We start from the raw sequence: 13,995 nt of genomic DNA, 5'->3' as shown, positions 1-13,995 counted from the left end.
GGACCGGCCCCGCCTCCCGCTCGCGCGGGGGACGGGGCCGGTCGTGACGTGCAGGGGCGGCGTCAGCGCACGTCGTCGTCGACCCAGTCGAGGGTCTTCGTGACGGCCTTCTTCCACAGCCGGTACTGCCGGTCGCGCTCGTCGGCCTCGAGGTTCGGGGTCCAGCGGCGGTCCTCGGCCCAGTTGTCGATGACGTCCTGCTCGCCCTCCCAGAACCCGACGGCGATGCCCGCGGCGTACGCGGCGCCGAGCGCCGTGGTCTCCGCGACCTTCGGCCGCACGACGGGCACGTCGAGGATGTCCGCCTGGAACTGCATGAGCAGGTTGTTGGCGGTCATGCCGCCGTCCACCTTGAGCTCGGTGAGCGCGACGCCGGAGTCCGCGTTCATCGCGTCCAGCACCTCGCGGGTCTGGAACGCCGTGGCCTCGAGGGCCGCCCGCGCGATGTGGTTGCGGTTGACGTACCGCGTCAGGCCGACGAGGGCGCCGCGGGCGTCGGAGCGCCAGTACGGGGCGAACAGGCCGGAGAACGCGGGCACGAAGTACGCGCCGCCGTTGTCCTCGACCTTGCTGGCCAGGTACTCGATGTCCGGGGCGTCGGTGAACATGCCGAGGTTGTCGCGCAGCCACTGCACGAGCGAGCCGGTCACCGCGATCGAACCCTCGAGCGCGTAGACCTGCGGCTGGTCGCCGATCTTGTAGGCGACGGTGGTGAGCAGGCCGTTCTTGGACGGGACGGGCTCGGTGCCGGTGTTCAGCAGCATGAAGTTGCCGGTGCCGTACGTGTTCTTGGCGGTGCCGACCTCGAAGCACGCCTGGCCGAACGTCGCCGCCTGCTGGTCGCCGAGGATGCCGGCGATCGGCACGCCCGGCACGAGGCCGCCCTGGCGCCCGTGGCCGTACACCTCGGAGGAGGACCGGATCTCCGGGAGCATGGACAGCGGCACGCCCATCTCGGCCGCGATCTCCTCGTTCCAGGTGAGCGAGTCGACGTTCATGAGCATGGTGCGCGAGGCGTTGGTGACGTCGGTGACGTGGACGCCGCCGTCGACGCCGCCCGTCATGTTCCACAGCACCCACGCGTCGGTGTTGCCGAACGCGAGCTCGCCGCGCTCCGCCTTCTCGCGCGCGCCCTCGACGTTGTCGAGGATCCAGCGGATCTTCGGGCCGGAGAAGTACGTCGCCAGCGGCAGGCCGACGCGGTCCTTGTAGCGGTCGGCGCCGCCGCCCAGGGCCGCCAGGTCGTCGCAGATCTTCTGGGTGCGGGTGTCCTGCCAGACGATCGCGTTGTACACCGGCTGGCCGGTCGTCCGGTCCCAGACCACCGCGGTCTCGCGCTGGTTGGTGATGCCGATCGCGGCGACGTCGGAGTAGGTCTTGTTGGCCCGCGACAGCGCCAGGCCGACGACCTCACGGGTGTTGGTCCAGATCTCGTTCGGGTCGTGCTCCACCCAGCCGGCGCGCGGGAAGATCTGCTGGTGCTCGGTCTGGCCGACGGACACGATCTGCCCGCTGTGGTTGAAGAGGATCGCCCGGGTCGAGGTGGTGCCCTGGTCGATCGCCATGACGAACTGCTCGGACATCTGACTTCCTTCGCGTCGAGTGAGCCCGCCCCGCGGGCGGGTGCGGCGCCGCGGGGGCGACGTCGCCGGGTTCGGGTGGTGCGGTGCGGCGGGGGCCGCAGGTGGTCAGCGGTGCGGCGGGACCGGGTGCCCGCCCCGGCAGGGGCGTGGGACGGGCACCCGGACCCGCGGGGTGCGGACGGTCAGAACACCCAGCCGACGGCCAGCGCGAGCAGACCGCCGAGGATGCCGCCGACCGCGGGGCCGAGCACCGGCACCCAGGAGTAGCCCCAGTCGGAGCTGCCCTTGCCCTTGATGGGCAGCAGCGCGTGGGCGATGCGCGGGCCGAGGTCACGTGCCGGGTTGATGGCGTACCCGGTGGGACCACCGAGGCTGGCACCGATGGCCAGCACGACGAGGGCGACACCGAGCGGGCCGATCTGCGCGGGCGTGTTGCCGGAGATGACGACCCAGAAGACCAGCACGAACGTGCCCACGACCTCGGTGAGGAAGTTCCAGCCGTAGGAGCGCAGCTCGGGGCCGGTGGAGAACACCGCGAGCTTGATGGCCGGGTCGGCGTCCTGGTCGAAGTGCTTCTTGTAGGTCAGGTACGCCAGGGTGGAGCCGACCGCGGCTCCGGCGAACTGCGCCGCGATGTACAGGAAGCCGTTGGCGGCGTTGACGTCGATGCCCGGCGCGAACTCGTCCTTGCCCGCGGCCCAGATGCCCAGGGTCACGGCCGGGTTGAGGTGCGCGCCGGACTTGAACGCCACGTAGACCGCGGTGAAGACCGCGAGGCCCCACCCGAAGTTGATCAGCAGCCAGCCGCCGCCGTTCCCCTTCGTCTTCGGCAGGATCACGTTGGCGACCACGCCTGCACCCAGGAGGAGCAGGGTCGCGGTGCCGAGGAACTCGGAGAGGATGGCTTCTCCGATCGAGATGGACTCCACAGTCGACCTCTTTCATTGACGGACGTCGTTGTCTCGTAGGGCTCCGGCGGACCGGAGTGCGGCCGGGGGACCGCAGGGTTGGTGCCCCCGTGCTACCCGATCATGTCCCTGCCGGGGGGTTGGCGGCAGGGGTCTCGGTGGGCGAACCGGGCTTGTGACCGGCTCCGACGGGGGCGCTGTCGAGCGGGACCAGCGGCGCGAGGTCCTCGGCGGCGTCCCGGGCGGCCTGCGCGGCGGCGTCGTCGGGCTGCTGCGCGGCGGCGTGCTCGGCCTCGGCGCGGGCGCGGTAGGCGGCGATCTCGCGCTCGCGGGTCGCGGCGTCCCAGCCCAGGCGGGGCGCGATGATGTCGGCGATCTCGTCGAGCGCGCCGACGCCCTTGTCCGCCTGCTCGTAGTTGAGCCGGGTGCGGTGCATCAGCACGTCGTCCAGGTGCAGGGCGCCCTCGTGGCTCACCGCGTACGCGACCTCCGCGCCGATGTACGCCGGGGCGTGCTCCAGCGGCCGGCCGAGGGCGGGCTCGGCGTCGACGAGCTCGAGCAGCTCCCCGAGCAGCGAGCCGTAGCGGTGCAGCAGGTGGTCCATGCGGCCGCGGTCCCAGCCGTAGCGGTTGCCGATCTCGCGCGACTGGCGCTGCAGCACCTGCAGGCCCTCGGCGCCGACCAGGGGCACCTTGTGCGTGATCGACGGCAGCGTGGTGGCGCGGGAGCCGATCGCGAAGTCGACGGCGTCCTTCGCCATGACGCGGTAGGTGGTGAGCTTGCCGCCGGCGATCACCGTGAGGCCGGGGGTCGGCGACGCCACGGTGTGCTCGCGCGAGACCTTGGCGGACGACGTGCCCTCCTTGGTGCCCGGCTGCAGCAGCGGCCGCAGGCCCGCCCAGGTGCCGATGACGTCCTCGCGGGTGATCGGGCGCGACAGCACGGTGTTGGCGTGCTCGATCACGTAGTCGATGTCGGTGCTCGTGGCGACGGGGTGCGTGAGCTCCTGCTCCCACGGGGTGTCGGTCGTGCCGATCACCCAGTAGCGGGACCACGGGATGATGAACAGCACCGACTTCTCGGTCTGCAGGATCAGGCCGGTGTTCCCGGCGATGCGGTCGCGGGGCACGACGATGTGGATGCCCTTGGACGCGAGCACCCGCAGGCCGCCCTCGGTGCCGGCGAGCGCCTCGGTCTGCTCGGTCCAGACGCCGGTCGCGTTGATGACGTGGCGGGCGCGGACCGTGAACGTCTGCCCCGACTCGAGGTCGACGAGCTCGGCGCCGGTGACGGCACCGCCGGAGGTCGTGGTGAGCCCGACGACCTGGGTCCGGGACGCGGCGTGCGCGCCGTAGGACACCGCGGTGCGGATGAGGGTGGAGACGAGGCGGGCGTCGTCGACGCTCGCGTCCCAGTAGCGCACGGCGCCGATCGCGGCGTCGTGGCGCAGGTCGGGGAACAGCCGCTCCATGCCCTTGCGGGTCAGGTGGCGGTGGATCGGCATGGCGCGGTGGCGGCCGTTGACGCTGGCGAGGGTGTCGTACAGGGCGACGCCGGCCCCGACGTACGCGCGCTCCCAGACGCGGTTCTCCAGCGGGTAGAGGAAGGACACCGGCTTGACGAGGTGCGGGGCGATGTCCTGGATGAGCAGGTCGCGCTCCGTGAGCGCCTCGCGCACCAGGTGGAAGTCGAGCATCTGCAGGTAGCGCAGACCGCCGTGCACGAGCTTGCTGGACCGGCTCGACGTGCCGGACGCCCAGTCCTGCGCGTCGATGACGGCGGTCGAGAGCCCGCGGGTCACGGCGTCGAGCGCGATGCCCGCGCCGGTGACGCCGCCGCCGATGACGAGGACGTCGAGCTCGGGCCCGCCCTCGGTGGTCGCTCGCAGGGTCGCCAGCGCGTCGTCACGCAGGCGGGGGGTCAGTGCTGCGGTCCTCATGTCCCACTCCATCGCGGTCTTGCTCCGGCCGGGCCCCGTCCCGGGGCGCGGAACGCCCCGCAGACTGGGACTTCGGTCCTGTCTGTCCGCTATCGTCACCATGACGCGAACAGACGCGCAACCGCTGTGCACGAACGTGCACGGATCACTCGGACGAGGAGGTCCGGCGATGCCCGACCGGGAGCAGGACGTGCTGCGGGCGGCGTCGATGTACTACCTCCAGGACGTGAAGATGGAGGTCATCGCGCGGCACCTCGGCACCTCGCGGTCCACGGTGTCCCGGCTGCTCAAGCGTGCGCGGGAGACGGGGCTCGTGGAGATCACGCTGCGGCCCTCCAGCACGCGCGCGCCCAGCCTCGGCCGGTCGATCTCCGCCGCGTTCGGCATCGACACCTACGTCGTGCCCGTGCCGGACTCCGGCGAGCAGCTCGACACGCTCGACCAGGTGGCGCGCGCGACCGCCCGGCTGCTGGCGTCCTGGTTCGACTCCGACATGATCCTCGGCGTCGCCTGGGGCACCACGCTGGCCGCCGTCTCGCGCCGGCTCCAGCCCAAGGCGACCCACGGCAGCGTGGTCGTGCAGCTGAACGGGGCGGCGAACACCCGCACGTCGGGCATCGAGTACGCCAGCGACCTCATCGCCTCGTTCGGCACCGCGTTCGGGGCGACCGTCCACCACTTCCCGGTGCCCGCGTTCTTCGACTACCCCGAGACCAAGCAGGCGATGTGGCGCGAGCGGTCCGTGCGGCGCGTGCTGGACGAGCAGCGCCGCGCGGACATCGCGCTGTTCTCCGTCGGGTCGGTCGCCGGCTCGGTGCCCAGCCACGTGTACTCGGCCGGCTACCTCGACGAGGACGACGTCGCCCTGCTGCACGACCAGGCCGTCGTCGGAGACGTGTGCACGGTGTTCCTGCGCGCCGACGGGTCCTGGAAGGACGTGCCGCTCAACGCCCGGGCGACCGGTCCCTCGCCCGAGCAGCTGCGCCGCATCCCGCGGCGGCTGTGCGCGGTGGCCGGCGACAACAAGGCGGTGCCGCTGCTCGCCGCGCTGCGTGCCGGCACCATGACGGACCTGGTCGTGGACGAGCGGACCGCGGCGCGCCTGCTCGCGATCGCCTGACCCCGCCCGGTGGCGGGCCGGGGGTCCGGCGTCCCGTCCCGGACGGCCGGGCGGCCCGCGCGGCGGGCGACGTAGGTTGGCCCCCGTGACCGCCGAGACGCCCGCCTTCCGGATCCGCCCCGCCCTGCCCGCCGACGTCCGCGGCATCCGCGAGCTCGTCCAGCCGTACGCCGAGGAGCGGATCCTGCTCGCGAAGGAGTGGGTCGGGTACTACGAGGCCGTGCAGGAGTTCCACGTCGCCGAGGCCCCCGACGGCACGCTCATCGGCTGCGGGGCGCTGCACGTCATGTGGCAGGACCTCGCGGAGGTCCGCACGCTCGCCGTGGCGCGGGAGTGGCGCGGCCGGGGCGTCGGGCACGCGCTGCTCGAGGCCCTCACCGAGCGGGCGCGCGACCTGGGGCTCAGCCGGCTGTTCTGCCTGACCTTCGAGGTCGGCTTCTTCGCCGCGCACGGCTGGGGCGAGGTCACCGGCCCCGCCGTGCCGCCCGAGGTGTTCGCCGAGCTGCTGCGCTCCCACGACGACGGCGTCGCCGAGTTCCTCGACCTCGCCCGGGTGAAGCCGAACACGCTCGGCAACACCCGCATGATCGTGCAGCTCGACGCACCCGGCGACGGCCCCGGGGCTCAGACCGGCAGCCGGTAGCGCACGGGGTCGTCCGGCCCGCCGCCCGGGACACGCTCCACCAGGCCGTCGTCCAGCAGCCCCGCCAGGCAGCGCCCGAGCTGCGCGGCGTCGGGCCACGCGGCCGTCACGGCGTGCTCGGGGACGGGCTCGAGGGCGTCGCGCAGCAGCGCCATGATCCGCCCCCGGACCTGGCGATCGGTCCCCGCCCACGCCTGCGTCCGGCGGCGCGCGGCGTGCAGGTCCGCCGGGTAGCCCTCCGCGCGCCACGCGCAGGCGTCACGCACCGGGCAGGCGTCGCACCGCGGCGACCGGGCGGTGCACACCAGCGCGCCCAGCTCCATCGACGCCGCCGCCCAGCGGGCGGCCGCGTCGTCCCGCTCGGGCACGAACCGCTCCGCGAGCAGTCGCTCGCCGGCCGTGATCGCCGGCGCAGGCAGCGCGACGCCCTCCGCGACGCGCGCCAGCACCCGCCGCACGTTCGTGTCGAGCACCACCGACCGCAGCCCGAACGCGAACGCCCGCACCGCGGCCGCCGTGTACGCGCCGATCCCGGGCAGCGCGAGCAGCGCCGCCTCGTCGGAGGGGACCCGCCCGCCGTGCCGCTCGACCAGCGCCCGCGCGCAGTCCTGGAGCCGCAGCGCGCGCCGCGGGTAGCCCAGCCGGTCCCAGGCGCGCAGCACGTCCGCCGGGCTGGCCGCCGCCAGGTCCGCCGGCTCGGGCCACCGCGCCAACCACGCCCGCCACGCCGGCTCCACCCGGACCACCGGCGTCTGCTGGAGCATCACCTCGCTCACCAGCACGCCCCACGGCGTGCGGTCCGGTGCGCGCCAGGGCAGGTCGCGGGCGTGGGCGTCGAACCACGCGACGACGGCGTCGCGGACGGCGCCGGCGTCGGGCGGCGCCGGGGACGGCGCGGCGGCGCCGGCGGGAGCGGCGTCCGCGGGAGCGGCGGGCGAGGGGGACGGCACGGGGACATCCTCACCCGGCGCGGGAGGTCCACGCCCCGACCCGTCGGGCGTGCCGCCCCGGTCCGCGGCGGCGCTCCGGCTACCGTGGCCTCGGCGGGGCGAGCGGGAGGAGCGGACATGGGCGTGCTGCGGCCGTCGGGCTCGCTGCCCGCGCGCGTGTACTGGACGCGCCGGCTCGTCGTGCTCCTCGCCCTGGTGGCCGTCGTCGTGCTCGTCGTGGTCGGCGTGCGGGCGCTCCTCGGCGGCGAGGACGACCCCGCGGCCGCCCCCGACCCCGGGTCCTCGACGGGGACGTCGGACGGGGGCACGGAGCCGAGCGCCCCGGGCACGCCCGTCTGCGAGCCGGCCGACCTGGGCCTGGAGCTGGTGGCCGACGCGACGTCGTACCCCGCCGGCGCGCTGCCCACCTTCACGGTGCGGCTGGTGAACGACGGAGAGGCGGCGTGCCTCGTCGACGCGGGCGAGGCCCAGCGGCAGATCCTCATCACGTCCGGGAGCGACCGGATCTGGGCGAGCACGGACTGCGCCTCCGACGAGGCGCTGCAGCTCCTGCTCGCGCCGGGCGAGCCCGACGAGCGGCAGGTCCAGTGGGACCGCAACCGGTCCGCCGAGGGCTGCGCGGGCGACCAGCCGGCCGCCCAGCCCGGCACCTACCAGGCCGTGCTCACGCTCGCGGGCGTCGGCACCGAGCCGGTGGTGTTCGGCCTGGAGTGAGCGGCCTCGCTAGACGTACCGCTCGAGGATGCTCGACTCCGCGAGCCGCGACAACCCCTCGCGCACGGCGCGCGCCCGCTGCTCGCCGACGCCGTCGACGGCCATGAGGTCGTCGATGTTCGCGGCCAGCAGCTTCTGCAGCCCGCTGAAGTGGCCCACGAGCCGGTCGACGATCGCCGCCGGGAGGCGCGGCACCTTCGACATCAGGCGGTAGCCGCGCGGACCGGTCGCCGCGTCGAGCATCTCGACGCCCGACGGCAGGCCCAGCACCCGGGCGATCAGCGCGAGGTCGAGCAGCTCGGTGGAGTCGAGGGCCGCGAGCGCCGTCTGGATGACCTCGGCGTCCCGCCGGCTGGAGTCCAGGTAGTCGCGGATCACCAGCTCGCTGTCCGAGCCGATGCCGCCGGTCAGCTCGTCGAGCTGGAGCGACAGCAGGCGCCCGTCGGTGCCGAGCTCGACCACGTAGCCGGCGATCTCCTCGGAGATCCGGCGGACCATCTCCTGGCGCTGCACGACCACGCACACGTCGCGGACGGTGACGAGGTCCTCGATCTCGAGGGCGGACAGCGTGCCGCTGACCTCGTCGAGCCGGGACTTGTACCGCTCGAGCGTGGCGAGGGCCTGGTTCGCGCGCGACAGGATCGCGTCCGCGTTCTCCAGGACGTGGCGCTGCTCGCCGACGTACAGCGCGATGATCCGCATGGACGCGGACACCGAGATGACGGGCAGGCCGGTCTGCTTGGCGACCCGCTCGGCCGTGCGGTGGCGCGTGCCGGACTCGGAGGTCGAGATGGTCGGGTCGGGCAGCAGCTGCACGGCGGCCCGCACGATGCGCGCCGTGCCGGGGTCCATGACGATCGCGCCGTCCATCTTGGCGAGCTCGCGCAGCCGGGTGGCGGAGAACTCCACGTCGAGCTCGAACCCGCCGGACGAGATGCTCTCGACCGTCGCGTCGCGGCCGAGCACGATGAGCGCGCCCGTGCGGCCGCGCAGGATCCGCTCCAGGCCGTCGCGCAGCTCCGTGCCGGGGGCGACCGCGGCCAGCGTGTGCCGCAGGAGGTCGTCCGGCGGGGTGGTCGTGGGCACGGCGCGATCCTACGGGGAGGGTGGCCGGTGCGCGGGGACCCGCCCGGCCCGCGGACGTTGCGATGAGGTCACGGCCGGGGCGGGCGTGTCGGTGGCGGCGGCTAGCGTGGCGCGCGTGACCACCACCACCTCCGCCCGGGCCGCGCGCCCCGCGTTCCGCTGCGCGGAGTGCGGCTGGACCACCTCCAAGTGGGTCGGGCGGTGCGGGGAGTGCCAGACGTGGGGCTCGGTCTCCGAGGACACCGGGCCCGGCGGCGCGGCACCGCGGACGGCGGTGCAGGTGCCGGTGCGCGGCGCGGCGCGGCCCATCGCAGAGATCGACGTCGAGGCGAGTCGGTCGCGGCCGACCGGGGTGGGGGAGCTGGACCGGGTGCTGGGCGGGGGTCTCGTCCCGGGCGCGGTGGTCCTGCTCGCGGGCGAGCCGGGCGTCGGCAAGTCGACGCTGCTGCTCGACGTCGCGAGCCGGGTGGCGACCGGCGGCCGGACCGTGCTCTACGTGACGGGGGAGGAGTCGGCCGGCCAGGTGCGGCTGCGCGCGGAGCGGATCGGCGCGCTGGCGAGCACCCTGCTGCTCACGTCCGAGACCGACCTCGGGACGATCCTGGGCCACCTCGCGCAGACCGAGCCGGACCTGCTGGTGCTCGACTCCGTGCAGACGGTCGCGTCGGCCGCCGTGGAGGGCTCGCCCGGCGGGGTGGCGCAGGTGCGGGAGGTGGCCGCCTCGCTCATCGCCGCCGCCAAGGAGCGCGCCCTGCCGGTGGTGCTCGTGGGGCACGTGACGAAGGACGGCGCGGTGGCCGGCCCGCGCACGCTCGAGCACCTCGTCGACGTCGTGTGCCAGTTCGAGGGCGACCGGCACTCCCGCCTGCGGCTGCTGCGCGCCACCAAGAACCGGTTCGGCCCCACGGACGAGGTCGGGTGCTTCGACCTCACCGAGACGGGCATCGTCGGGCTCGCGGACCCGTCGGGGCTGTTCGTCTCCCACGAGCGGCACCACGTCCCGGGCACGTGCGTCACCGTGACCCTGGAGGGGCGGCGCCCGCTCGCCACGGAGGTGCAGGCGCTCGTCGCGCCGAGCATGCTCGCGAACCCCCGCCGCACGACCAGCGGGGTCGACGGCTCGCGGCTCGCGATGGTGCTGGCGGTGCTCCAGCGCCGGGCGGGCCTGCGCGTCGCCGACCAGGACGTGTACGTGTCGACCGTGGGAGGGGCGCGCGTCGTCGAGCCGTCGGCCGACCTGGCGCTCGCGCTCGCGACCGTCAGCAGCCGGGAGAACGTGGCGCTGCCGCCGCGGTTCGTCGCGATCGGCGAGGTCGGCCTGGCGGGGGAGATCCGCGCGGTGACGGGCACGGCCCGCCGGCTGGCCGAGGCCGCCCGGCTGGGGTTCACGCACGCGGTGGTGCCCGCCGGGTCGGTGGAGCCCGCGCAGGTGCCCGACGGCATGCGCGTCGCGCAGGCGGCCGACCTGGCGGAGGCGGTGCGGCTCACGCGACCGGACGCGGTGCGGGGACGCGGGAGCCGGACGGACGCGGGCGCCGCCCCGGACGCGGAGGGCTGACCGCCCCGTGACGCACGGACGAGGGGTCCGACACCGTCGCCTCGCCGGACAGTAGGCTGCCGCGGAACCTCCGGACGGCCGCCGCGGCGGCGTCCGGGACGAGCGGAGCGGCAGGAGCACGGGCATGAGCGACACCGACGGCCGGGAGCCGCACGCGGGCGACGCGTCGCGGGCGGGCGACGGCGGGGTCCGGTGGCCCTCCCTGTCGGACGGCGGCTCCGCGCAGGAGGGTGGCTCCCCGACGGCGCGGCGCTCCCGCAGGGCGGCGCACGCCGGCGACGGCGACCCCGCCCCGACCCCGGCGGCCCCGGCGGGCGCCGACCCGCGCCCGGCCAGCGGCGCGCACGCCGCGGTGCCGGCCGCGACGCCCCCGGCGTCCGGGACTGGCTCCGCGTCCCCGGCCGGCGCGGGCCGGCCGTCCGGTACCCCGGAGGCCCCCGCCGGCGACGGGGCGGACGACACCCCGGCCCGGTCCGGGCGACGTCGGGCCCTGGTGATCGGCGCCGTCGTCGCGGGCGTCGTGCTCGTCGGCGGCGGGATCGCCGCGGCCCTGCTGCTGGGCGGCGGCGACGACGAGCCCGCGGCCGGACCCGCGCCCGTCGTCACGCTGCCGTCGCCGACCACCACGCAGACGCCGGTCGCCCGCGAGGCCGACACCCCGTTCGCCGCCGCGCTGCCCACCACGCTGCTGCAGTACGCGCTCACGGAGTCCGCCCCGGACGACGAGTGGCTCGGTGCCGACGCCCTCGAGGCGTGGTCGGAGACGTACTCCGACGGCGGGTCCGGGACGGTCACCGTGCGGGCGGGCCAGTGGGAGACGGCCGAGGAGGCCGCCGCCGTGCTGGCCGGCCTCCGGGACGCCCTCCCGGCCGGCGCCGACGACGCGTCCGGCGACGACGCGACGGCCACCGCCCCGGCGACGGACGCCCCGTCGGCCGGTGCGACCGGCGACGGTCCCGCCGTGCTCCTGGCGGACGACGTCGTCGTCGACGGGGAGCCGGTGGGCGAGGTCACGGTCGTCGACGCCGGCGACGGCACCGGCGTGGCGGTGTGGAGCAACGGGACGGCGGTGTTCCGGCTCACCGGACCTGCCGCCGACATCCGCAACCTGTACGCGGCCTACCCGCTCTGACCGCGCGCCGCCGCCCGGGTCACGGGGTGGCGGGGCCGCTCCGCGCGCCGGGGCCGGGCAACCGCACCGTGAAGGTCGTCCGCCCGGGAGTTCCGTCGACCTCGATGGCTCCGCCGTGCGCCGCGACGACGGCGTGCACGATCGCGAGGCCCAGGCCCGTGGAGCCGGCGGCACGGTTCCGTGACGCGTCCCCGCGGGCGAACCGCTCGAACAACCGGGAGCGCAGCGGCTCGGCGATGCCGGGACCGTCGTCGGCCACGCGCAGCAGGACGTCGTCGCCGTCCGCCGTCACGGACACGACGACGGTGGTGCCGGCGGGTGTGTGCACCCGGGCGTTCGAGAGCAGGTTGACCAGGACCTGACGCAGCCGGTGCTCGTCGCCGAGCACCACGGCGCCGGGCTGGTCCGCCTCGTCGTCCCGGGGGTCGTCGGCGCCGCCCAGGTCGAGCAGCCACACGTGGTCGGGGCCCGCGACGTGCGCGTCGGCGACGGCGTCCACGGCGAGCGCCGCGAGGTCGACCTCCCCGACGTCCAGGTCGCGGCCGGCGTCGAGCCGCGCGAGCAGCAGCATGTCCTCGACCAGGCCGGTCATGCGCCGCGCCTCGGACTCGACGCGGTGCATCGCCCGCACGGCGTCGTCCGGCAGGTCGTCCGGCAGGCGCCGCACGAGCTCGGCGTAGCCCCGGATGGAGGCCAGCGGGGTGCGCAGCTCGTGGCTGGCGTCGGCGACGAACCGGCGGACCTGCGTCTCGGACTCGTGCCGTGCGGCGAGCGCCGACTCCACGTGGCCGAGCATCCGGTTGAGCGCGGCGCCGACCTGGCCGACCTCGGTGGCCGGGTCGGTGTCGCGCTCGGGCACGCGCTCGCGGATGTCGACCTCGCCGCGCGACAGCGGCATCTCGGACACCCGCGCGGCGGTCGCGGCCACCCGGTCCAGGGGCCGCAGCTCCCGGCGCACCAGCACCGTGGCGGACGCGGCGGCGAGCAGCAGCGCGACGGCGGCGACGGCCAGCTCGACGACGACGTAGCGGTCCACGGTGGCGGTCACGGACTCCAGCGGCAGGGCGGTGACCGAGGTGTCGCCGCCCTCCGTGACCACCGCGACGACGCGGTACTCCCCGAGGTCGGGCAGCACGACGGTGTCCACGGTGCCGTCGGGCGTGAGGTCCAGGAGGGCGTCGGTCTGCGCGTCCGTCAGCGGGCGGATCGTCCCGGAGTCGTCCAGGTAGCCCGCCTGGAGGGCGGAGGCGTCGGCGCGCTGGAACAGGACCACGGTGCCGACGTCCTGCCCGGGCAGGCCGAACGCCGGGGGCACGTCGTCGTCCTCCCCCTCGGGCAGGGGTGTGGGGCGCGTGGCGTCGTCCGAGGGCGTGGTCCCGCCGTCCCCGAGGTCGTCCGCGCGGTCGCCCCCGAGCCGGCCCGGTGCGGCGGCGGCGCGGCTGCTCGCGGACTCGAGCCGGTCGTCGATCTGCTGGACCAGGGTCGAGCGCAGCGCGAGGGTGGACACGAGGCCCATGACCGCGGCGACCACCGCGAGCAGCGCGACGACGACCACCACGAGCCGCCGGCGGAGCGTCCACCGGGACCGCGCCGGCGCGGCCGTCACGGGGCGGGCTTGAGCACGTACCCGACGCCCCGGAGCGTGTGGAGCATCGGCTCGCGCCCCTTGTCGATCTTGCGGCGCAGGTAGGACACGTAGAGCTCGACGATGTTGGCCTGGCCGCCGAAGTCGTACTGCCACACGCGGTCGAGGATCTGCGCCTTCGACAGCACGCGCCGCGGGTTGCGCATGAAGTAGCGCAGCAGCTCGAACTCCGTCGCGGTGAGCCGGATGTCGTCGCCGCCGCGGGACACCTCGTGCGAGTCCTCGTCCATGCGCAGGTCGCCGACGACCAGAACGGCCTCCTCGCGGTCGGCCACGGCCCCGGCCCGGCGCAGCAGCGCGCGCAGCCGGGCGACGACCTCCTCGAGGCTGAACGGCTTCGTGACGTAGTCGTCGCCGCCGGCGGTGAGCCCGGCGATGCGGTCCTCGACGGCGTCCTTCGCGGTGAGGAACAGCACGGGGACCGTGGGGTGGGTCGCGCGGATGCGGCGCAGCACCTCCAGGCCGGACAGGTCGGGCAGCATGACGTCGAGCAGGATGACGTCGGGGTCGAACGTCTTGGCCTGCTTGACGGCGCCGTGGCCGGTCAGGGCGTGCTCGACGGACCAGCCCTCGTAGCGCAGCGCCGTCGCGAGGAGCTCCGCCAGGGTGGGCTCGTCGTCGACGACGAGGGCGCGGACCGGCTGGCCGTCCGCTCGGGTGAGGGCGTCGCGCTGCAGGGTCGAGGTCGTCATGCGGCCGAGCATGGTGCCGCCACCT

12 protein-coding genes are annotated in these 13,995 nt (G+C 75.2%); 5 read left to right on the top strand and 7 right to left on the bottom strand.

Features of this window, described 5'->3' with window-relative positions:
- Nucleotides 1-62: 62 nt before the first annotated feature.
- From glpK to AAHH18_RS11370, 3 genes are all read right to left on the bottom strand, one after another.
- Nucleotides 63-1,583, bottom strand: a complete 1,521-nt coding sequence (gene glpK, locus AAHH18_RS11380; RefSeq protein ID WP_283319438.1) for a glycerol kinase GlpK — start codon at nt 1,581-1,583, stop codon at nt 63-65.
- A gap of 182 nt (nt 1,584-1,765) precedes the next feature.
- On the bottom strand, nt 1,766-2,512 hold the full coding sequence (locus AAHH18_RS11375; protein WP_459349123.1) for an MIP/aquaporin family protein: 747 nt from the start codon (nt 2,510-2,512) through the stop codon (nt 1,766-1,768).
- Nucleotides 2,513-2,612: 100 nt separating this feature from the next.
- On the bottom strand, nt 2,613-4,430 hold the full coding sequence (locus AAHH18_RS11370; protein ID WP_283319439.1) for a glycerol-3-phosphate dehydrogenase/oxidase: 1,818 nt from the start codon (nt 4,428-4,430) through the stop codon (nt 2,613-2,615).
- Between the two features lie 169 nt (nt 4,431-4,599).
- Between AAHH18_RS11370 and AAHH18_RS11365 the strand changes: the two genes are divergently transcribed.
- Both AAHH18_RS11365 and AAHH18_RS11360 read left to right on the top strand, forming a co-directional pair.
- Nucleotides 4,600-5,550: a sugar-binding transcriptional regulator gene (locus AAHH18_RS11365; RefSeq protein ID WP_283319440.1), complete on the top strand. Its 951-nt coding sequence runs from the start codon at nt 4,600-4,602 to the stop codon at nt 5,548-5,550.
- 85 nt (nt 5,551-5,635) lie between these two features.
- A complete protein-coding gene (locus tag AAHH18_RS11360; protein ID WP_283319441.1) occupies nt 5,636-6,193 on the top strand; it encodes an amino-acid N-acetyltransferase in 558 nt (185 codons plus the stop codon).
- Here AAHH18_RS11360 and AAHH18_RS11355 read toward each other — a convergent pair.
- Nucleotides 6,175-7,143, bottom strand: a complete 969-nt coding sequence (locus tag AAHH18_RS11355) for an HhH-GPD family protein (protein ID WP_459349122.1) — start codon at nt 7,141-7,143, stop codon at nt 6,175-6,177. The two genes, AAHH18_RS11360 and AAHH18_RS11355, sit on opposite strands and share 19 nt — an antisense overlap.
- A 117-nt stretch (nt 7,144-7,260) precedes the next feature.
- On the opposite strand from AAHH18_RS11355, the gene AAHH18_RS11350 reads away from it, so the two are divergent.
- Nucleotides 7,261-7,857, top strand: a complete 597-nt coding sequence (locus tag AAHH18_RS11350) for a hypothetical protein (RefSeq protein ID WP_343301702.1) — start codon at nt 7,261-7,263, stop codon at nt 7,855-7,857.
- A 9-nt stretch (nt 7,858-7,866) separates the two neighbouring features.
- Here AAHH18_RS11350 and disA read toward each other — a convergent pair whose 3' ends face one another.
- On the bottom strand, nt 7,867-8,943 hold the full coding sequence (disA, locus tag AAHH18_RS11345; protein WP_283319443.1) for a DNA integrity scanning diadenylate cyclase DisA: 1,077 nt from the start codon (nt 8,941-8,943) through the stop codon (nt 7,867-7,869).
- Nucleotides 8,944-9,058: 115 nt separating this feature from the next.
- Here disA and radA point away from each other — a divergent pair, with 115 nt between their 5' ends.
- A complete protein-coding gene (gene radA / locus AAHH18_RS11340; RefSeq protein ID WP_343301701.1) occupies nt 9,059-10,501 on the top strand; it encodes a DNA repair protein RadA in 1,443 nt (480 codons plus the stop codon).
- Nucleotides 10,502-10,625: 124 nt separating this feature from the next.
- Nucleotides 10,626-11,633 carry a hypothetical protein gene (locus AAHH18_RS11335; protein WP_343301700.1) on the top strand — a complete coding sequence of 336 codons (1,008 nt, stop codon included), beginning with the start codon at nt 10,626-10,628 and terminating at the stop codon, nt 11,631-11,633.
- A 19-nt stretch (nt 11,634-11,652) separates the two neighbouring features.
- Here the strand turns inward: AAHH18_RS11335 and AAHH18_RS11330 are convergent, their stop codons facing one another.
- Complete coding sequence (locus AAHH18_RS11330) at nt 11,653-13,239, bottom strand: sensor histidine kinase (protein WP_343301699.1); 1,587 nt, start codon at nt 13,237-13,239, stop codon at nt 11,653-11,655.
- Nucleotides 13,236-13,970, bottom strand: a complete 735-nt coding sequence (locus AAHH18_RS11325) for a response regulator transcription factor (protein ID WP_283319448.1) — start codon at nt 13,968-13,970, stop codon at nt 13,236-13,238. The genes AAHH18_RS11330 and AAHH18_RS11325 overlap by 4 nt, the downstream gene beginning before the upstream one ends.
- Nucleotides 13,971-13,995: the final 25 nt, after the last annotated feature.

This window comes from Cellulomonas olei, from assembly GCF_039548315.1.
Classification (GTDB): domain Bacteria; phylum Actinomycetota; class Actinomycetes; order Actinomycetales; family Cellulomonadaceae; genus Cellulomonas.
Note: the sequence above shows the minus strand (reverse complement) of the source record. Positions and strands in the feature narration are given on the sequence as shown.